This window comes from Rhizobium sp. AC44/96 (genome assembly GCF_001692185.1).
Classification (GTDB): Bacteria; Pseudomonadota; Alphaproteobacteria; order Rhizobiales; family Rhizobiaceae; genus Rhizobium.
The window spans coordinates 699,472-719,100 of the sequence record NZ_LXKO01000014.1 but is presented as its reverse complement, the minus strand read 5'-3'; the positions used below and the strand labels follow the sequence as shown (position 1 = coordinate 719,100).

Annotated in this window: 15 protein-coding genes; 11 read left to right on the top strand and 4 right to left on the bottom strand. The window is 61.0% G+C overall.

Going from position 1 to position 19,629, the window contains the following annotated elements:
* The first annotated feature begins 265 nt into the window (after window positions 1-265).
* From A6U87_RS15860 to A6U87_RS15815, 10 genes are all read left to right on the top strand, one after another.
* Window positions 266-1,450 (top strand): M20 family metallopeptidase, encoded by a 1,185-nt coding sequence (locus A6U87_RS15860; RefSeq protein ID WP_065692187.1) that lies wholly within the window; start codon window positions 266-268, stop codon window positions 1,448-1,450.
* Window positions 1,451-1,639: 189 nt separating this feature from the next.
* Window positions 1,640-3,223, top strand: a complete 1,584-nt coding sequence (locus tag A6U87_RS15855) for an ABC transporter substrate-binding protein (protein WP_065692186.1) — start codon at window positions 1,640-1,642, stop codon at window positions 3,221-3,223.
* Window positions 3,224-3,348: 125 nt separating this feature from the next.
* A complete protein-coding gene (locus A6U87_RS15850) occupies window positions 3,349-4,380 on the top strand; it encodes an ABC transporter permease (protein WP_083199435.1) in 1,032 nt (343 codons plus the stop codon).
* On the top strand, window positions 4,377-5,207 hold the full coding sequence (locus tag A6U87_RS15845) for an ABC transporter permease (RefSeq protein ID WP_065692185.1): 831 nt from the start codon (window positions 4,377-4,379) through the stop codon (window positions 5,205-5,207). Before A6U87_RS15850 ends, A6U87_RS15845 begins: the two co-directional genes overlap by 4 nt.
* Window positions 5,200-6,807 (top strand): ABC transporter ATP-binding protein, encoded by a 1,608-nt coding sequence (locus A6U87_RS15840; RefSeq protein WP_065692184.1) that lies wholly within the window; start codon window positions 5,200-5,202, stop codon window positions 6,805-6,807. The genes A6U87_RS15845 and A6U87_RS15840 overlap by 8 nt, the downstream gene beginning before the upstream one ends.
* A gap of 47 nt (window positions 6,808-6,854) precedes the next feature.
* Window positions 6,855-7,769 (top strand): homocysteine S-methyltransferase family protein, encoded by a 915-nt coding sequence (locus A6U87_RS15835; RefSeq protein ID WP_065692183.1) that lies wholly within the window; start codon window positions 6,855-6,857, stop codon window positions 7,767-7,769.
* 262 nt (window positions 7,770-8,031) lie between these two features.
* Window positions 8,032-9,792, top strand: a complete 1,761-nt coding sequence (locus A6U87_RS15830; protein ID WP_065692182.1) for a type I secretion system permease/ATPase — start codon at window positions 8,032-8,034, stop codon at window positions 9,790-9,792.
* Window positions 9,789-11,093: an HlyD family type I secretion periplasmic adaptor subunit gene (locus A6U87_RS15825; protein WP_065692181.1), complete on the top strand. Its 1,305-nt coding sequence runs from the start codon at window positions 9,789-9,791 to the stop codon at window positions 11,091-11,093. The genes A6U87_RS15830 and A6U87_RS15825 overlap by 4 nt, the downstream gene beginning before the upstream one ends.
* A gap of 185 nt (window positions 11,094-11,278) precedes the next feature.
* The gene (locus tag A6U87_RS15820; protein WP_065692180.1) at window positions 11,279-12,712 is read left to right on the top strand and encodes a family 16 glycosylhydrolase; all 1,434 of its coding nucleotides are present in this window, start codon (window positions 11,279-11,281) and stop codon (window positions 12,710-12,712) included.
* A 443-nt stretch (window positions 12,713-13,155) separates the two neighbouring features.
* Window positions 13,156-13,809, top strand: coding sequence for a TylF/MycF/NovP-related O-methyltransferase (locus tag A6U87_RS15815; RefSeq protein WP_244499506.1), 654 nt, complete (start codon window positions 13,156-13,158; stop codon window positions 13,807-13,809).
* A 24-nt stretch (window positions 13,810-13,833) separates the two neighbouring features.
* Here A6U87_RS15815 and A6U87_RS15810 read toward each other — a convergent pair whose 3' ends face one another.
* From A6U87_RS15810 to A6U87_RS15795, 4 genes are all read right to left on the bottom strand, one after another.
* Window positions 13,834-14,946: an ABC transporter ATP-binding protein gene (locus A6U87_RS15810; RefSeq protein ID WP_065692178.1), complete on the bottom strand. Its 1,113-nt coding sequence runs from the start codon at window positions 14,944-14,946 to the stop codon at window positions 13,834-13,836.
* A 3-nt stretch (window positions 14,947-14,949) separates the two neighbouring features.
* Window positions 14,950-15,894: a carbohydrate ABC transporter permease gene (locus A6U87_RS15805; RefSeq protein ID WP_065692177.1), complete on the bottom strand. Its 945-nt coding sequence runs from the start codon at window positions 15,892-15,894 to the stop codon at window positions 14,950-14,952.
* Complete coding sequence (locus A6U87_RS15800) at window positions 15,891-16,844, bottom strand: carbohydrate ABC transporter permease (RefSeq protein WP_065692176.1); 954 nt, start codon at window positions 16,842-16,844, stop codon at window positions 15,891-15,893. The genes A6U87_RS15805 and A6U87_RS15800 overlap by 4 nt, the downstream gene beginning before the upstream one ends.
* Window positions 16,845-16,930: 86 nt before the next feature.
* Window positions 16,931-18,190, bottom strand: coding sequence for an ABC transporter substrate-binding protein (locus A6U87_RS15795; RefSeq protein ID WP_065692175.1), 1,260 nt, complete (start codon window positions 18,188-18,190; stop codon window positions 16,931-16,933).
* 332 nt (window positions 18,191-18,522) lie between these two features.
* Between A6U87_RS15795 and A6U87_RS15790 the strand changes: the two genes are divergently transcribed.
* Window positions 18,523-19,578, top strand: coding sequence for a LacI family transcriptional regulator (locus A6U87_RS15790; protein WP_244499505.1), 1,056 nt, complete (start codon window positions 18,523-18,525; stop codon window positions 19,576-19,578).
* Window positions 19,579-19,629: the final 51 nt, after the last annotated feature.

The window sequence follows — 19,629 nt, the reverse complement described above, 5'->3', positions numbered from 1 at the left end:
TACAGGACACCGACCGAAGTGTTCATGGCGCATTTGCAAGAGGGAGGCTGATCCCCTACCCTTGAAGACGGGCATGACGCACTTGGGTTAGCTTCTCCAATCTCGTGAGGCTTAGCGCTCCACTCGGTCGGCCACTGCCGCTCAGGCTAGCAACGACTCACCTACCTCCGCAAGTCCTCACAGCCGGAAACACTTTCCCGAATGGACAGCTTCCCGTATACGCCATCCGGCCGGAGCTTTTCAGAGAACTGCATTAAGGACACTTATGAACACTCGCATCAATGACCTCGGTAGATTGGTTCAGGATCTTTCCTCGAACCACGAGGCTCGCCTGATTGAAATACGCCGCGATATTCATGCTCACCCGGAAACCGGATTCGATGTCGAAAGAACGAGTGGCGTTGTTGCGCGGGAGTTGGAGAGTTTCGGCATCGAACACCAGACCGGTGTCGGGCGTACCGGCGTGGTTGGCTTCATCAAGGGAGGAGCACCGGGACCAACGCTGATCATTCGCGCCGACATGGACGCGCTTCCGATCCAGGAACAGACCGGCCTTCCCTTCGCCAGCCGCATCGAGGGCAAGATGCACGCCTGCGGCCACGACCTGCACACCGCGACCTTGATCGGCGTTGGCGCCGTGCTGAAGGAGATCGCTCCGCGGCTCAGTGGCAACATCAAGCTGATGTTCCAGCCTGCCGAGGAAACCCAGGAGAGCGGCGCGGCGGCCATGATCGCCGATGGCGTGCTCGACGGCGTCGACTATGCGCTTGGGTTCCACAACCACCCGGACGAACCCGTCGGTACGTTCAGTTTTGTCGAAGGTATCGCCAACGGTTCCTCCGACGAATTTGATATCACCATTCATGCAGCATCCGGCCACGCCGCCCGCCCGCACATGGCGGTCGACCCGGTGGTTGCCTGCGCCCAGCTGATTGTCCAGCTGCAAACCGTGGTGTCGCGCGAAGTCGATCCCATGCGGCCGGCCGTCCTGACGATCGGCTCGATCCACGGCGGCCACACGCACAATATCATTCCCGATTCCGTCAGTATCATGGGCACCGTGCGCTGCCAGGACAAAGCCTCGCGGGACGTCATCGAGGCCGCCATCCGTCGTGTCTGCGCAGGCGTCGAGGCGTCGATGCGCGTCAGATGCGAGATCAACTATGTGCGCGGCGTTCCATCGCTCGTCTCTGACGACCGCCTGCTGACGACGACCATGGCGGCAATCCGCGACCACTTCGGCGATGTCGTGCTGAAACGCGATTCAAGCCTCGGGGCGGAAGATTTCGCGCTGGTTGGCGCCAAGGTTCCTGCCTTCCAGCTCGGAGTGGGCGCTTCGCAGGAAGGCCGAAACGACCACCTGCACAATTCAGACTATCAGCCGGACGAGCGCTGCATTGCAAACGGGGTCGTTGCCCTGTCGCTCGCTGCCGCCAGACTGCTTTCCTGACGGACGATTGCGGCCACCGACTTCGCGATGTGGGACGGCGGCCACATATTCTTCCCCTGAAGAAAGCAATTTTAGCAGGAATTTGCGCGCCTGCTTGCCGGGAAGGCCATAGACAATTCGCCAAAAGCAACCGGACCGTAGAAAGGTCCGGGGCACCAGACATAATAACATGCCAAGGACAGATCATTCATGCCGGGTCATAAGACAATCTCCAACATTCTGCAGCCTACGCGACGCCAGTTTCTACAAACGGCCGGTGCGCTGTCGGCAACGCTTTCGGCCGGTGGATTGCTGCTGCCGGGCAGTGCCGCCGCGCAAGCCGCAGCACCCGTCAAGGGCGGCCATCTGATCCTCGGCCTCGATACCGCTTCCAGCTCGGACCGCCTCGACCCGGCGTTCTACACCGAAGCGTACATGTACACTGTCGGATTCCAGCTCTTCAACACCGTGCTCGAGCTCGGACCTGACGGCAAGCTCGTCGGCGCCCTCGCCGAGAGCTGGGAAGCCGCCACGCCCGACGCCAGCAAGTGGGTCTTCAAGCTCAAGAAGGGCATCCAGTTCCACAATGGCAAGGAACTGACCGCACAGGATGTCGTCTATTCGCTGAACCATCACCGCGGCGAAAACAGCAACTCCGGCGGCAAGGGCCAGCTGCTTTCCGTCACCGACATCACCGCGTCCGATACGCACGAAGTCACGGTCACGTTGAGTGCCGGCAACGCCGACTTCCCCGCAGCCTTGGTCGACTATCACATGGGCATCGGCCCTGATGGCGGCGACTTCGACAAGGGTGTCGGTACCGGCGCCTTCATTCTGGAAGACTTCCAGCCGGGTGTGCGCGCCCTCACCAAGCGCAATCCCAACTATTGGGCCTCGGACCGAGCCCATGTGGATTCCGTCGAAACCATCGCGATGAGCGATGCAACGGCGCGCATGGCCGCCCTTCTCAGCGGTCAGGTTCACATCATCAACCGCGTCGAGCCGCGCGCGCTGAGCCGCCTCACCGCGCGTCCCGGCGTGCAGATCCTGCGTTCGCAGGAAAACACCATGTTCTGCTTCCCGATGCGGGTCGATACCGCACCGTACGACAACGTCGATCTCCGCCTGGCGCTGAAATATGCGATCGACCGCGAAGAGCTTCAAAAGAGCCTGCTGGTCGGCACCGGCGCGATCGGCAACGACAATCCCATTGCCTCCTGGAACCCCTATTTCGCCAAGGACATTCCGCAGCGCGCCTACGATCCCGAAAAGGCAGGCTTCCACTTCAAGAAGGCGGGTTCGCCGGGTGGTCTCCAGGTTAGTGTATCTGACAATGGCTTCCCAGGCTCTGTCGATGCGGCCCAGCTCTTCCAGGCATCTGCTGCGAAGGCTGGCATCACCATCGATGTCGAGCGGGTTCCATCCGACGGATATTGGGACGAAGTCTGGCTGAAGAAGCCGTTCGTCGCCTCCAACTGGTCGGTGCGTCCCACTGCCGATGCCATGCTTTCGCTGATCCTGCAGTCCGACGCGCCGTGGAACGAAACGGCATGGCGCGACGAATCCTTCGACAAGCTGCTGGCCGCGGCACGCGTCGAGCTGGATGAGACCAAGCGCAAGCAGATCTATCACGACCTGCAGGTGAAGCTGGTGGATGAAGGTGGCGAGCTCATCCCGCTCTTCGTCGACAACCTCGCGGCGGCGACCGACAAGGTCGGCGGCTATGTCCCAGTGCCGGGCGGCGGCGATCTCAGCGGTTATCGCATCGCCGAGCGCGTCTGGCTGAATGCCTAAGCCTCACTCTTCGGCCCCCAGGCTCGCGCCTTGGGGGCTGATTTTTGAGCATATCGTCGCTAAGCCGTTGCACTACGGCAAGGTTCGCGATAGCGCCATCCGAAGCTTTTATTCGTAACCGACAGATGAGTAACCGGCCTTTGGCTGATGGAATCGACCAAATCGAAGCAGTGACGCCGCTGCCCACGCGCAAGACGAAAAGCGGCAATCTCTTCTCGCTGCTGCTCAGGCGTCTCCTGCTCGGGCTCGTGCTGCTCTGGGCCGTCTCCGTCGTTATCTTCGCCGGAACGCAGATCCTGCCAGGTGACGTGGCGACGGCAATGCTTGGTCAGCAGGCTACACCTGCAGCGGTGGCCAATATTCGCAAGGAACTCGGCCTCGAGAAGCCCGCGCCGGTGCGATACGCCGAATGGCTCGGCGGCGCCGTGCGCGGAGACTTCGGTCGCAGCTACAGCAACCGCCAGGACATTGCCAAGAGCATTGCGCCCCGTTTGCGCAACACGCTCTATCTGGCGGCCATGGCCGCGCTCATAGCAGTGCCGCTCTCCATTCTGCTTGGCATCGTGTCGGTGCTTTACGCCGGAACATGGATCGATCGGACCATCGGCCTGGTCACCCTCAGCGCCATATCCTTGCCGGAGTTCTTTGCCGGCTATCTGTTGATCGCCTATTTCTCCGTCAGCCACTTCTGGCTTCCAAGCAGCGCCACCGTGTCCGATTCCATGCCGCTGGGCCAGCGGCTGACATTCATGCTGCTCCCCTGCCTGACGCTGGTTCTCGCCGTTGTCGGACACATGATGCGCATGACGCGTGCGGCCTTGCTGAATGTCATGGCCTCGCCCTACATCGAGACCGCCCTTCTCAAGGGACTGCCTGCGTGGCGCGTTGTCTGGAAGCACGCCCTGCCAAATGCGCTGTCACCCATTGTCAATGTCGTGGCGCTCAACCTGGCATATCTCGTCGTCGGGGTTGTCGTCGTCGAAGTCATCTTCGTCTATCCCGGCATGGGTCAGTACCTCGTCGATCACGTGGCAAAGCGCGACGTGCCGGTCGTGCAGGCGGCGGGCCTCGTATTTGCGGCGGTCTATATCGTGCTGAACATCATCGCCGACATGGTGTCGATCCTCGCCAATCCGCGGCTGAGGCACCCAAGATGAGAAACCTGCCCCGTCTCACACCCATGGCACTGATTGGCTTCGCCGGCACAATTGCGTTTCTGGTGCTCGCGGTATTCGCGCCCTGGCTTGCTCCGCACCCAGTATCCGAGGTCGTCGGTGGCGTTTGGGACGTTCCGTCCGGCAATGCGCTTCTTGGAACCGACAATATCGGCCGCGACCTGTTTTCGCGCCTCGTATGGGGTGCGCGGCTGACCTTCGTGATTGCCGCAATCGCCACGGCCCTCGCCTTCCTGATCGGGGTATCGCTCGGCTTTTACGCGGCCGTCCGGCGCGGATGGGTCGATCAAGCCTTGTCGAGGCTCAACGACCTGATGATGTCGATCCCGACGTTGATCTTCGCCCTTGTGGTGCTCGCCGTCCTGCCCAAGAACATGGTGGTTCTGGTGCTGGTGATGGCGGCGCTTGACGCAACGCGCGTCTTTCGTGTCAGCCGCGCGCTGGCTGCCGACCTCGTGGTCCTCGACTATGTCGAGGTTGCGCGACTTCGTGGTGAAAGCTGGGCCTGGATCATCGTGAACGAAATCCTGCCCAATGCGCTTTCGCCGCTGCTGGCCGAACTTGGCCTGCGGTTCGCCTTCGCCATTCTGTTCCTCTCGACCCTCTCCTTTCTGGGGCTTGGCGTCCAGCCGCCGGTGGCCGACTGGGGCAGCCTCGTAAAGGAAAACAAGGACGGTCTGGTCTTCGGCGTTTTCGCCGCACTCATTCCAGGAGCCGCGATCGCCATTCTCGTGATCTCGATCAATCTTGTGGTCGATTGGATGCTGCAGAAGACCAGCAGCCTGAAAGGCGGCCGTCGCAATGGCTGACATGCTGCTCAAGGTCACCGACCTCGTTATCAAAGCCGGCGACGCGGTGATCGTCGACAAGGTTTCGTTCGAGCTCGAAAAGGGGCGTGTTCTTGGCCTGATCGGCGAATCCGGCGCCGGAAAGTCAACGATCGGCCTCGCCTCGCTTGGCTACAGCCGTGATGGTCTGCGCATCGCCGGTGGACAGGCCGCACTCAACGGACGCGACATCCTGCAATTGTCCGGCCGGGAGACGCGGCGCTTGCGGGGATCGGCCGTCACCTATGTCGCACAGTCGGCGGCGGCGGCCTTCAATCCGGCGCACAGACTGATCGATCAGGTGATCGAAGCGACCGTCTGGCACGGCCTGATGAGCCGTCGCGACGCGATTGCGCGCGCCGTCGAGCTGTTTGCCTTGCTTGGCCTGCCAGAGCCCGACACGTTCGGCGACCGCTACCCGCATCAGGCTTCCGGTGGCCAGCTGCAACGGGCGATGACGGCCATGGCGCTCTGCCCTCACCCGGAGCTCATCGTCTTCGACGAGCCGACGACGGCACTCGACGTCACAACGCAGATCGAGGTCCTGGCCGCGATCAAGCAGGCGATCGCCAAGACCCAGACCGCAGCCCTTTACATCTCGCACGATCTGGCTGTCGTCGCGCAGGTTGCTGATGACATCCTGGTTCTGCGCAACGGCAAGATGGTCGAGAACGGCTCGGTCGAGCGCATCTTCAATGCGCCGCGGGAGACCTATACGCGCCAGCTCGTTTCGATGCGCCAATCCGTCAAGGCGGAAAAGCCGGCGGCATCCGAACCGTTGCTCGCTATCGAGGCTATTCATGCCGGCTACACGCCGGGTGTTCCGGTCCTCAAGGGCATTAGCCTCGAGCTCGGTCGCGGTGAAACGCTGGCCGTCGTCGGTGAATCCGGCTCGGGAAAATCCACGCTCGCGCGTGTCGTCACCGGGCTTTTGCCGACCTCGTCGGGAAGCTTGAGCTTCGACGGGCAGACGCTTGCCAACGGTCTTGGCGCGCGCCCCGCCGAAACATTGCGCAACATCCAGATCATCAACCAGATCCCCGACCTTGCGCTCAACCCGCGACGCACCGTCGAAGCCATCGTGTCTCGGCCTCTGGCCTTCTATTTCGGCCTGCGAGGTGCGGAACTGAAGCGGCGCGTGCTGTCCCTGCTCGACCAGATCGAACTGCCGCAAGCCATGCTCGACCGTTACCCGGCCGAACTGTCCGGCGGACAAAAGCAGCGTGTCTGTATTGCCCGCGCGCTTGCGGCCGATCCGAAGCTTATCATCTGCGACGAGCCGACCTCCGCGCTAGATCCGCTGGTGGCCGAAGGCATTCTCGATCTGTTGACGCGACTTCAGGACCAATCAGGCACTTCCTATCTTTTCATCACGCATGACCTGGCCATCGTACGGGCGATCGCCGATACGGTAGCGGTCATGCTTGACGGCAAGGTGGTGCGTTACGGCCGCAAGGCCGATGTCCTGGCGCCGCCTTACGACCCCTACACCGGCAAACTGATCGCGTCGGTTCCCGAAATGCGCCCCGGTTGGCTCGATGATGCCATATCGAGGCGCGACGCGGCCAAGGTCGCTGGCTGACGGCAAGCAGGCGGCAGCGAACAGAATTTCAAAAAAGGAATGAAGAGATGACACGGCGTGGACTTATTCTGGACGGCGGCACCGGCCGCGAGCTTGAGCGAATTGGCGCTCCCTTCCGGCAACCGGAATGGTCGGCGCTGGCGCTGATGGAAGCACCGGAATTCGTGCGCAAGGTCCACGATAACTATATCGGCGCCGGCGCCGACGTCATCACCACCAACAGCTATGCGGTCGTGCCCTTTCACATCGGGGACGAGCGCTTCGAGGCTGACGGGGAAATGCTCGCGGCGCGCGCCGGACGGATTGCCCGCGAAGCGGCTGACGCGGCGACGGGTCGCAAGGTCCTTGTCGCCGGCTCCCTCCCCCCGATCTTTGGCTCGTACCAGCCGCATCTGTTCAATCCGGAGCTCGTGCAGCGCTACTTGAGTGTCCTCGTCAAGGGCATGGCGCCGTACGTGGACATCTGGCTTGCCGAGACGCAAAGCAGCCTTGCCGAGGCGCGCGCAGCACACGAAGCGATCAAGAGCACCGGCAAGCCGCTGTGGGTTTCCTTCACGCTTCGCGACGACGCCGCACCGGCGGATATGCCGGAACCGGTCTTGCGCTCGAACGAAACCGTCAGGGCCGCTGCGGAACTCGTTGCTTCGCTCGGCGCAGAGGCGATGCTTTTCAACTGCTCCATGCCTGAAGTCATGGAACCCGCGGTGGAAGTGGCCAAGGCGACGTTCAAGGCACTCGGGGCCGATATCAAGGTCGGCGTCTATGCCAACGCCTTCCCATCACAGCAGGATGACGAGGAAGCAAACGCGACATTGACGGAAGTGCGCAGCGACCTCGATCCCGACGCTTACGGTCAATGGGCTCGGCGCTGGTCCGCATCGGGAGCCGATATCATCGGCGGCTGCTGCGGAATTGGTACCGATCACATCCACGCGCTTTCCGGCAAATATCTCTGCAACTAGGGCTTTGGCCTGAACGATTGGAATGAGCGAGGCTACGCCTGTTGTCGAGGGGCGCAGCCTCCCCTTCGCGACATCCCCTGTGACAAGGGCCTTGCCGGGCTGCTCCGAAATGGAGCAACGCTCCGGCGTGCCATAAAGACCTGTTAAGCCTGACCGCCGTTAGGCGGGCATAGTTTCCAAAAACGAACCATCTCGGTTGGTCCCCTTTGCCAATCTGGTTCATTGTTCCTGCAGCCCTGACACGACCTACCAGAGAGGCACGTTGTCCCAGTTGCAGATCTCCCCTCGCTCCCAGTCTTTCCTTTTGTCGGCCATCTCCTCGCTACGCGGCGCCCTTTATGGCGTCGGACTGACGAGTTGCGTTGTCAATGTCCTGGCCCTTACCGGGTCGTTTTTCATGCTGCAGGTCTACGATCGGGTGATACCGGCCCGCAGCTTGCCCACGCTCGTCGGGCTGATCATCATCACGGCGACGCTGTTTGCATTTCAGGGAATTCTCGAGCTCATTCGCGCGCTGCTGCTTGCCCGCGTCGGGCAATCCGTCGACGAGCGCTTCGGCCAGACCGTTTTCCGCTCGTTTGCGGCAGCACCGGCACGTCAGCAGTCCCCGCAAGATGGTCTCCAGCCGCTTCGCGACATCGATACGACACGCAGCTTCCTGTCTGGTCCAGGCCCAACGGCGCTTTTCGATCTGCCCTGGATGCCTTTCTATCTCGGCCTTTGCTTCCTCTTTCATATGTGGATCGGGGTCACTGCCCTGGCTGGGGCTTTGATCCTTGTCGGACTGACGGTCATCGCCGATCTGAAGTCGAGAAGGCCCGCCAGGGAAGCGGCCGAGATCGGCGTCGAGCGAATGGCCTTGGCCGAGGCGACGCGGCGCAATGCAGAGGCCGTGGCCGCCATGGGGTTCGCCAGCCGTCTGGGCGACGGATGGGCTGAGATCAATCAACGTTATCGACAAAACCAACTCCGCGCGTCGAACGTAACCGCAGCACTGACGACGCTGTCTCGCATCGTTCGCCTCATGTTGCAGTCGGCCGTATTGGCCGTTGGCGCAATGCTTGTCATCCGGCAGGAGGCGACCGGCGGCATCATGATTGCCAGCTCCATCCTCGTAAGCCGCGCGCTTGCACCGGTTGAGCTCGCAATCGGTCAATGGCGTGGCTTTGTGGCGGCTCGGCAAAGCTGGTCGCGCCTCGTCAAGCTGGGCGAGCTGACAACCGATATGGAGCCGGCCACGCGTCTTCCGCCCCCCACGGCAGGGCTTAGAGTCGAGAGGCTGCATCTTGCCGCCCCGGGATCGACAGCGCCGATCGTGCGCGGCGTGTCCTTCGAAATCAGGGCCGGTGAAGCGATCGGCATCATTGGACCAAGCGCATCGGGAAAATCATCCCTGGCACGGGCACTTGTCGGGGTCTGGTCACCGATCGCCGGATCGATCCGTCTCGACGGAGCCTCCCTTTCTCAATGGGACCCGGAAGAGCTCGGTCGGCACATTGGTTATCTGCCGCAGGAAATCGGATTGTTCGACGGCTCGATTGCAGAGAACATCGCCCGCTTTGACCGCTCCGCATCGTCTGACAAGGTGATCGCCGCAGCAAGGGCGGCAGGCATCTACGACATGATCGTCCAGTTTCCCGATGGGTTCGACACGCGGATTGGCGAGCAGGGAATGGGGTTGTCCGCCGGTCAGCGGCAGCGCGTCGCCCTGGCCCGAGCCCTTTATGGCGACCCCTTTCTGGTCGTCCTCGACGAGCCGAACGCCAACCTCGACGCCGAAGGAGACGCCGCACTGGCACGGGCAATCCTGGGTGTCAGCAAACGCGGTGGCATAGCGATCATCATCACGCACAGGCCCAGTGCGCTAGCCAGCGTCGACAAGATATTGGTGTTCGCCAATGGGCAATTGCAGGGGTTCGCCCCCAAGGACGAGGTCTTTAAGCAGCCCGCGCCGCTGGCGTCGTCGCCCGTGTCGTTTCCGCCCCGCTTTCGCCAACCCGGAGAGGGGGCCGCCGCGCAATGAAGGAGACCATCCTGCCCGTTGAACACGCGATCAAGCGTCTGACGCTGCTTGCCGTCACCATTATCCTCCTTCTTGTCGGCGTGCTCGGCAGCCTTGCGGCCACAATCCACCTGAACGGCGCCGTCATCGCCAACGGAACGCTCGTCGTCGACAGCTACGTGAAGCCGGTTCAACATCAAAAGGGCGGCACCGTCGACCGTGTCCTGGTTCGCAACGGCGACCGGGTCGGCGCGGGAGAGGTTCTGGTCCGTCTCGATGGTACTCAGACCCAGGCAACGCTTGCAATCGTCTCTCGCAGACTCCGCCAGCTCGCCGCCCGCGCCGCACGATTGTCGGCAGAACGGGATGGCCGCGAGGCAATCGAATTCCCGGCTCAGCTGAATGACGCTGACGCCGACGAGCGTACCACGCTGACCGATGGAGAACGCCGGCTTTTCGCGGATCGCCGGTCATCGCTCAAGGGTCGGGAGGCCCAGTTCCGGGAGCGCGTACGGCAGCTCGGCCAGGAGGCTGACGGCCTACTGTCTCAGCAGGATGGCAAACGACAGGCGATCGACATCATCGGTCAGGAGCTCTCGAGCCTTCAGCCGCTCCTGAAGCAGGGGATCATTCCAGCGACCCGGGTCTACGCGCTGCAGCGCGACCAGGCGGATCTCCGGGGAGAGCTTGGCAGTCTGGTCGCGTCAGCCGCCGAGGTCCGGGGCAAGATCGCCGAAACCGAGCTACAGATCATCCAACTCGGCGATGATCGTCGCAGCGAGGTATCGGAACAGCTGCGGCAGGCGCAAAGCGACATTGGCGAATATTCCGAGCGCCTTGTGGCCGCGCAAGACGACCTGAAACATATCGAGATTCGCTCGCCCCAGGCGGGCGTCGTCCACCAGCTGGCGGTCCATGCACAAGGCGCCGTGGTCACGCCCGGCGAAGCAATCATGCAGATCGTGCCTGACGCAGATGCCTTGACGCCTGAGGTGAAGTTGTCCCCTCAGGATATCGACCAGGTGGTCGTCGGCCAGAGCGTGACGCTTCGATTGTCCGCCTTCAATCAGCGCACGACACCGGAACTGAATGGACGCGTCGCCAGCGTGACGGCGGATCTGACGACTGATCCGCGGACAGGCCAAGGCTACTACGGAGTGAGAATTCAGGTTCCCGCGTCCGAATGGCAGCGGCTCGGGACACTGGTTCCGGTAGCCGGGATGCCCGTGGAGGCCTTCATCGAAACAGGCGAGCGAACCGCCCTCGCCTATCTCGCAAAGCCCTTCACCGATCAGGCGGCAAGGGCCTTCAGGGAGGAGTAGCCACGATCGTGGAGGCGAGTGCCCTACGCCGGCACAAGCCTGCGCCGAACTGAGAATGCTTGTTAAACACGATCAGCATTTTGACCGGAAATCACACATCCCAGCCGGGTATTCGCGCCCTTGGGGTGCCGTCCTTAAACCCACGATGGTAGCCTTCCAGTGGGAGGCAAACAAAGGAGCTGACCATGCCGCAGTCGATTCTAAACGCCGTTGGTGAAAGCCTTTATTACAGTGGCGGATCCAGCGCCTGGTTCTCGGCGACCGGCTCGGGGCCGATATTGAATGGCACAGCCGGTAACGATTCCATCTGGGGTGACAGTTCCGTCAACGTGACGATGCAGGGCGGGACCGGGGACGACATCTACTACCTCTATTCCAGCATCAACCGCGCGGTGGAAGCGCCGGGTGCCGGTGTTGACACCATCAACACCTGGATGAGCTACACGCTGCCGGAGAATTTCGAGAACCTGACGGTAACAGGCAACGGCCGCTATGCATTCGGTAATGCTGCCGACAACATCATCTCGGGCGCCTCCGGCAGCCAGACGATCGACGGCGGAGCCGGCAATGATGTTCTCATCGGCGGTGGCGGCGCCGACACCTTCATCTTCACCCGTGGCAATGGCAGCGACCTGATCGTCGATTTCAGCAGCGACGACACGATTCGACTGGACGGCTACGGGTTGACCAGCTTCGACCAGGTCCTCAGCCATTCCACGCAGGAAGGTAACAATCTGCGACTGGATCTTGGCGGCGGAGAGAGCCTGGTTCTTGCCAACCACACGGTCGCCGATCTTCACTCGGACCAGTTTCAGCTGACGCTCGACCGCTCCAACCTGACGCTGACATTCGCGGACGAATTCGACAGCCTGTCCCTTCGCAACGGCGATCAGGGAACATGGGATGCCAAGTTCTGGTGGGCGCCGGACAAAGGCAGCACCCTTCCCGGAAACGGCGAGCAGCAATGGTACATCAACCCCTCCTACGCGGGGACCTCGGCCGTCAATCCGTTCTCGGTGGACAACGGGGTACTGACCATCACAGCAAACAAGACGCCAGCGGCGCTTGAGTCTCAGATCGACGGCTACGACTACACGTCGGGGATCCTCACAACCCATTCCTCCTTCGCGCAGACCTATGGCTATTTTGAAATCCGTGCCGACATGCCGACCGAACAGGGCGCTTGGCCCGCCTTCTGGCTTTTGCCCGAAGATGGATCCTGGCCACCGGAGCTCGATGTCGTGGAAATGCGCGGCCAGGACCCGAAGACGGTGAATGTCACGGTTCACAGCGCGGATGGCGGCACCCACGTGATGGAATCGACGCCGGTGAAGGTCGCGAGCACCGAAGGTTTCCACACCTATGGCGTCCTTTGGGACGAGGATCAGATCGTCTGGTATTTTGACGATGTCGCCGTCGCGCACGCCGACACACCGGCCGACATGCACGACCCGATGTACATGCTGGTCAATCTTGCCATAGGCGGCACGGCGGGGACACCAACCGATGGCCTGCCGAATGGCTCCGAGTTCCACATCGACTACATCCATGCCTACTCGCTGGCCGATAGTCCGGTTACTCAAGCAACCCACGCGGCAACCGACGATTGGCAGGCCTGACCTCGTCGAGACACCATCACCCACGGCATGACTGCGGCCGTGGGTAGCAGAGACAGATGTGCGGCAGTTGGCCAATGGGTGGAAGGACCAGGGGCGACTGCCGCCTTCTTGCGCCTGTGAAATGGAACAGGAAGGTGCGGCTCGCATTGTACCCGGGCGCTCCAGGCAGCCGCATCGGAAGGCGAGTGGCTCATCCGCCACCACCCCTGATCGCGAAAAATTGCTTGGAACGTTACAAGGCGCTCAAATTAATATCTTAACGGGTACTGTGAGAGCATTTCAACGAAGCTGGACGTTGCCAACTGGGGGATGGAATGGACAATTTCTTCATTACGAGGGACTTCGACTGGAATGTACAAAGATCGTCTCACGTTGACAGGGCGCTCAACCTTCTCACCCGCCGTCTCGGAGTAAACTCCAATACAGCAGCTTTGGTCGACGCCATGCTCCAGCGGCTTACAGGTCAGAAATTCTCCGCGACACGGTCGGGAATTTCGACGAACGTAGAGCAGCGCATGAACATGTATCACCTCGTTTCGCAGACGATCGCCTATAACGTCGATGGTGATCTCGTCGAGGTCGGGTGCAATGAGGGGCAATCCTCCGTCCTGATCGCGAAGCTGATCAAGGGCTTCAATTCCAGCAAGAAGCTGCACGTCTACGACAGTTTCGAAGGCCTTCCCTCGACACGGCGCGTGGACGGCGATGCCTACAAGGAAGGCGATCTCGCCACCACCGAGGATGTTCTTATCGACAACTTCAAGCTCCACGGCCTGGAGCTGCCAGTGATACACAAGGGCTGGTTCGACGACACGCTTCCGGACGGCCTGCCGGAGAAGATATGCTTCGCGCATCTCGACGGGGACCTGTACGATTCGATTTCAGTCAGCCTGAAATATGTCTACCCGCGCCTGTCGAAAGGCGCGGTCTGCCTTATCGACGACTATTGCGACCCGGCCATAAATCCCGACGGATGGGACTATCTGCCGGGGGTCAAGAAGGCGTGCGACGACTTCATGGCGGATAAGCCCGAGAAGATCTGCTACATGTATGCCGGAGCCTTCACCCACGCCTTCTTCAGAAAGAGTGCGGATTAGGCCACGCGGCAAGCGATCTGTCTCTCACACGATCCGACGATGCGTTTCGGGATCGAAATAGACCGCCTTGTCCAGATTGAAGGCAAGGCGCGCGGTCTGGCCTGCAGCGATGTGGATGTCGGCCCTGAGGCGCGCAACCGCTTCCTTTCCGCCAAGCTTCGTCACCGCGAAGGTGTCGGAACCGGCGGGCTCGACCACCTCGATCAGGCAATCTCCTTCGGCCAGCGACCGCGCGTTGCGATCCGCACCGTCGGGATCCGTCAGGGCTTCCGGCCGTATCCCGAAGACCACCTGTTTTCCGACGTAGGTCGACAGGGCATTCGCTTGCGGCAGCGGCAAATTCAGCGGTTCCGCATTGGGTCTGGCCAGCGACACGTGCAGGCCGGTGCCGGTGCTGCCGACCGTCGCCGTCAGCAGGTTCATGGCAGGCGACCCCATGAAATCGGCGACAAAGAGGTTGGCTGGATTGTTGTAGATCTCGGCCGGCGTTCCGAATTGCTGCACCTCGCCGTCACGCATGACAGCGATCTTGGTGGCCAGCGTCATCGCCTCGATCTGGTCGTGCGTGACATAGACGATGGATGTTCCGGTAGCCGCATGCAGACGCTTGATCTCGATGCGCATGTCGACGCGCAGCTTGGCGTCGAGGTTGGACAGCGGCTCGTCGAACAGGAAGAGTTTCGGATCGCGCACCAGCGCCCGACCCATGGCGACACGCTGGCGCTGGCCGCCGGACAGCTGGCTGGGCTTGCGATCAAGGAGGTGGCCGATCTGCAGCACCTTCGCGACCTTGTCGATCGCCTTCTTGCGCTCATCGGCCGGCACGCCGCGCATTTCCATGCCGAAAGCTATGTTGCCTGCCACCGTCATGTTCGGATAGAGCGCGTAGCTCTGGAACACCATGGCAATGTCGCGCTTCGAGGGATGCAGATCGTCGATCGTCCGCCCATCGACGCGGATCTGCCCTTCTGTGATCGACTCCAGCCCGGCGATGGTGTTGAGCAGGGTGGACTTGCCGCAGCCGGACGGACCAACGAGTACCAGAAAGCCGCCCTTTTCCAGCTCGAGATCGATACCCTTGAGGATCTCGACCGCACCGAAGCGTTTTCTGAGGCCGGATATTTCGAGAAAAGCCATTGATTATCCTTTGACGGCACCCGCCATCAGGCCACGCACGAAGTAGCGGCCGGCGAGAATATAGACGAGGAGTGTGGGCAAGGCGGCGATCATCGCAGCCGCCATGTTGACGTTGTACTCGACGACACCGGTCGAGGTGTTGACGACGTTGTTCAGCGCCACCGTCATCGGCATCGACTCCCCGGTGCCGGCATAGGCCGAGGCGAAGAGGAAGTCGTTCCAGATGTTGGTGAACTGGTAGATGACCGTGACGACGATGATCGGCAGCGAGTTCGGCAGCATGATGCGGCGGAAGATCTGGAAGAAGCCCGCGCCATCGACCTGCGCCGCCTTCACCAGTTCGGTCGGAAAGGCCTCGTAGAAATTGCGGAAGAACAAGGTCGTGAAGCCAAGGCCGTAGACGACGTGAACGAAAACCAGGTTCACCGTCGGATTGCCAAAGCCGAAGGAAAAGCCCGTGGCGTTCTGCAGTGTCACGCCAAAACGCCCGAGGCTTCCAAGGATCGTCGCCATCGGCAGCAGCACCGACTGGAAGGGAATGAAGCAGGCAAAGAGCATCAAGCCGAAGACCAGCGTGTGGCCGGGGAAGCGCCATTTTGTCAGCACGTAGCCGTTGAGCGCGCCGAGAATGGTCGAGATCACAACGGCCGGAACCACCATCTTGATCGAGTTCCAGAAGTAGCCCTTGATCCCGGCACAGGTCAGGCCGACGCAGGCCTCACCCCATGCCTTGAACCAGGGCTCGATCGTCGGTGACTGCGGCAGCGACAGCATGTTGCCGTTCTGGATTTCGTCCATGGTCTTGAACGAGGTGACCAGCATGACGAAGAGCGGCATCAGGTAAATTATGGCAAACAGGGCAAGCAGACCGTAGATCACCACGCGATTGAGCGTCCGTGTGCTTGTGGTGCGTCGTGCAATGCCGGCGGGCGAGACAACGGAGCTCATCGCGTTTTCTCCCGTAGTTCGGAATAGAGATAGGGAACGATGATGGCGGAGATCGTCATCAGCATGATGATCGCGCTGGCCGATCCGACGGCCATCTCGTTACGCTTGAAGGTGTACTCATACATGAAGTTCGACGGCAGCCAGGCCGAGCCGCCGGGGCCGCCGGAGGTCAAGGCGACGACAAGGTCGTAGGACTTGATCGCCATGTGCGCGAGCACGATGAAGGCGGACAGGAAGATTGGTCGCAGCATCGGGATGACGATGCGCTTGTAGAGCTGGAAGGTGGTCGCGCCGTCGATCTGCGCAGCCTTCATGATCTCGCCGTCGATACCCCGCAGCCCTGCGAGAAACATCGCCATGACGAAGCCGGAGGCCTGCCAGACACCGGCGATGACCACCGTGTAGATCACGAAATCCTTGTTCTTGATCCAGTCGAAGTGGAAGCTCGTCCATCCCCACTGGTGCAAGGTCTGTTCGAGCCCGAGGCCCGGGTCGAGGAACCATTTCCAGGCGACGCCCGTGACGATGAAGGAAAGCGCCATCGGATAGAGGTAGATCGGCCGCAGAAGCCCCTCGCCGCGGATCTTCTGGTCGAGCAGAATGGCCAGGAACAGGCCGAGCGCCAGGCAGATGCCGACATAGAGGAAGCCGAATATCCCCATGTTGGTGATCGAGGTGTACCAGCTCGATGGCGGATCGGTCTCGAAGGTCCATCGCCACAGGCGCTGGTAGGCACGCGGACCGGTCAAGGCATAGGAGGGAAAGGTCTTGGAGTTGGTAAAGGACAGATAGGCCGTCCAGACGATGAAGCCATACACGAAGATCAGCGTGATGAGAAAGCTCGGCGCCAACACGATCCGGGGCAGCGCATCCTGCAAACGGTTGCGGATGGAATGACGTGTCGTACGCTCCGAGGTCACATTGATTTCGGGGGTCGCAACGGTGCTCATATTCGTCCCCTCCCAGGGGCCGTCATCATTAGGCAGAAAACCTTCCCCACCGAAGCGGGGAAGGATCTTGTACGGTCAACGTCAGCTTACTTGGCGTCGTCGATTGCCTTGACGAGTTCTTCGACAGCCTGATCGGATGTCTTGATCTGGCCATGCACGAACTTGGAGACGACATCCTTGTAGGCGTTGGCAACGGCCGGAGGGGCGCCATAGCCCTGGGCGAGCGAACCGAACAGCGTGCCGCCTTCGTTGGCAGCCTTCAGGTCGGCGATACCCTTCTTGCCACAGGCGTCGAAGTCGGTATCCGGAACGTCGGTGCGGGCCGGAACCGAGCCCTTGACGACGTTGAAGGCCGACTGGAAGCTCTTCGACAGCGTCGCGGTTGCCAGCGCCACCTGGGCCGCCTTGCGGTCGTCAGGAACGTTGAACATGCCGAACATGTCGGAGTTGTAGATCACGCTGCCATCCGTACCAGGGAAGCGGTAGCACAGGAAATCCGTGTTCGGCGTCTTCTTCGCCGCTACGAATTCGCCCTTGGCCCAGTCGCCCATGACCTGCACCAGCGCGTCACCCTTGATGACCATGGCGGTCGCAAGGTTCCAGTCGCGACCGGAGAAGTTCGGATCGACGTATTCCTTGATCTTGGCAAGGTTATCGAACGACTTCTTCATGGTGTCCGACTTCAGCGACTCTTCGTCGAGGTCGTTCATTGCCTTCTTGTAGAACTCGGGTCCACCGGTCGACAGAACGATGGAATCGAACATCGTCGCTTCCTGCCAGTTCTGACCGCCGAGCGCGAGCGGAATGACGCCAGCCGCCTTGGCCTTATCGAGCAACGCGATCAGGTCGTCGAAGGTCTTCGGCTCGGTGCCGCCGATCTTGTCCATCACCGCCTTGTTGATCCACAGCCAGTTGACGGAATGGACATTGACGGGGGCTGCGACCCACTTGCCGTCATAGACGGAAAACTTCTGCAGGGCCGCCGGAACGGACTTGTCCCAGCCTTCCTTCTTGGCGGTCTCGGTGAGGTCGCCCATGACGCCGGCCTGGGCGTAGTCAAGCACGGTATAGCCGAGCATCTGTGAAGCGGTCGGATAGGTGCCAGCCGCAACCATCGCCTTCAGCGCGGTCATTGCCGCGTCACCGCCGCCACCGGCGACCGGCACGTCCTTCCAGGCGTAGCCTTCCTTGGCCAGATCACCCTTCAGCACGTTGAGTGCAGCAGCTTCACCGCCCGACGTCCACCAGTGCAGCATCTGCACTTCCTTGACGTCGGCAGCACGCGCGGCGCCGCAGCCCGCTACCATCAATGCCGCAATCGCGGTCGTCATCATAAACTTGCGCATCGTATTCCTCCCGGTTGCAAGTCGTCGAGACGGAAGCTCCTCCCTCCGCCGTTGAACGCCTTGCCGCTTGTCACGGCAAAGCAATTCCTACGCGGTCTCCTCACCGCATAGCTATTTAAAACGTTATAAATTGCGTCGAGTCAAGCATTGGCAAAAACAGCTCGCCGAACGCGAATAACACACTGAATATAAATGGGATATTGATACTTTGACGGCAGTCAAATGTAACGATAACCTTACGATCAGGCCAAATTAAACGTTTTCATAAGCGCATTGCCTATCAATCTGTCTAACGTTAGAAACGTCATGTCATTATGAGTGGGAGGATTCACGTGACAGACACTCCCAAAGAACTAGCCTCGCCCACGATTCTGAAGAGCGGCAAGCCAACGCTGCGCACGATATCCGAGTTGACCGGCTTTGCCGTGACGACCGTTTCGCGCGCGCTGAGCAATGCGCCGCAGATTTCGGTGGAGACGCGCAAGCGCGTCCACGAGGTTGCCGCCAGCGTCGGATATCTGCCGGACCGGGCGGCACAGCGCCTGAAGACCGGTCGTACCAACGTCATCAGCGTGTTGCTCGATCCGCACGAGGAAATACTGGGCTACGGCATTTCGATCATGCACGGGCTCGCCAAGGCGCTGAAAGACACGCCGTATCATCTGATTGTCACCCCCAATTTCGTCAACGGCAGCAATGTTGACGCGGTGCGCCATATCGTCCGCAACGGCATGGCCGACGGGCTGATCTTTTCGCGAACGGAGCCTTTCGATCCCAGGGTCCGGCTGTTGCTCGAGAGCGGCTTTCCCTTCGTCTCGCACGGCCGAACGGAGTTTTCGACCGAACACTCCTACGTCGACTACGACAATTTCAGCTTTGCCTACGAGGCCACCAAATGGCTTATTGCCCGTGGTCGCCAGAAGCCGATGATCATCCTGCCGCCGAAACGCCTGACCTTTTCCCAGCACCTGCTGCACGGCTTCATGACAGCAGTTCGGGAAGCCGGCGTCGCCTACGAAATACCCGATGAAATCGATCTCGACTGTCCCGTCGAGCGTATCCGTAGCTACATGAGCTGGCGTGCCGGGCAACCGAATGCGCCGGATGGTTTTGCCTGCGGTGGGGAGGTGTCTGCCCTGGCGACAATCACCGGCATGAGTGACCACGGCCTTACGCTTGGGCGTGAATACGACATCGTCGCCAAGCGTACATCGCAGCTGCTGAGCCAGATCCAGCCCAAGGTGGAAACCATCTACGAAGACCTGACCGATACCGGCGAGAAGATGGGCCGCGCGCTTCTTGCCCGTATCAACGGCGATGACACGGCCGAACTGCAAGTGCTCCTGAAGCCGCAGTTCAATTTTTCGACCGGGCAACGCAACGACTAGAAACGTTGCGGATCGGAGGATATGCGAGCTTGCCGCCGACGCTCGGGTCGG

Coding starts and splice junctions, on each gene's coding strand:
- A6U87_RS15815 (WP_244499506.1), top strand. CDS start 13,156: ATGCTCCAGCGGCTTACAGGTCAGAAATTCTCCGCGACACGGTCGGGA.
- A6U87_RS15825 (WP_065692181.1), top strand. CDS start 9,789: ATGAAGGAGACCATCCTGCCCGTTGAACACGCGATCAAGCGTCTGACG.
- A6U87_RS15860 (WP_065692187.1), top strand. CDS start 266: ATGAACACTCGCATCAATGACCTCGGTAGATTGGTTCAGGATCTTTCC.
- A6U87_RS15850 (WP_083199435.1), top strand. CDS start 3,349: ATGAGTAACCGGCCTTTGGCTGATGGAATCGACCAAATCGAAGCAGTG.
- A6U87_RS15800 (WP_065692176.1), bottom strand. CDS start 16,844: ATGAGCACCGTTGCGACCCCCGAAATCAATGTGACCTCGGAGCGTACG.
- A6U87_RS15795 (WP_065692175.1), bottom strand. CDS start 18,190: ATGCGCAAGTTTATGATGACGACCGCGATTGCGGCATTGATGGTAGCG.
- A6U87_RS15805 (WP_065692177.1), bottom strand. CDS start 15,894: ATGAGCTCCGTTGTCTCGCCCGCCGGCATTGCACGACGCACCACAAGC.
- A6U87_RS15820 (WP_065692180.1), top strand. CDS start 11,279: ATGCCGCAGTCGATTCTAAACGCCGTTGGTGAAAGCCTTTATTACAGT.
- A6U87_RS15810 (WP_065692178.1), bottom strand. CDS start 14,946: ATGGCTTTTCTCGAAATATCCGGCCTCAGAAAACGCTTCGGTGCGGTC.
- A6U87_RS15840 (WP_065692184.1), top strand. CDS start 5,200: ATGGCTGACATGCTGCTCAAGGTCACCGACCTCGTTATCAAAGCCGGC.
- A6U87_RS15855 (WP_065692186.1), top strand. CDS start 1,640: ATGCCGGGTCATAAGACAATCTCCAACATTCTGCAGCCTACGCGACGC.
- A6U87_RS15845 (WP_065692185.1), top strand. CDS start 4,377: ATGAGAAACCTGCCCCGTCTCACACCCATGGCACTGATTGGCTTCGCC.
- A6U87_RS15835 (WP_065692183.1), top strand. CDS start 6,855: ATGACACGGCGTGGACTTATTCTGGACGGCGGCACCGGCCGCGAGCTT.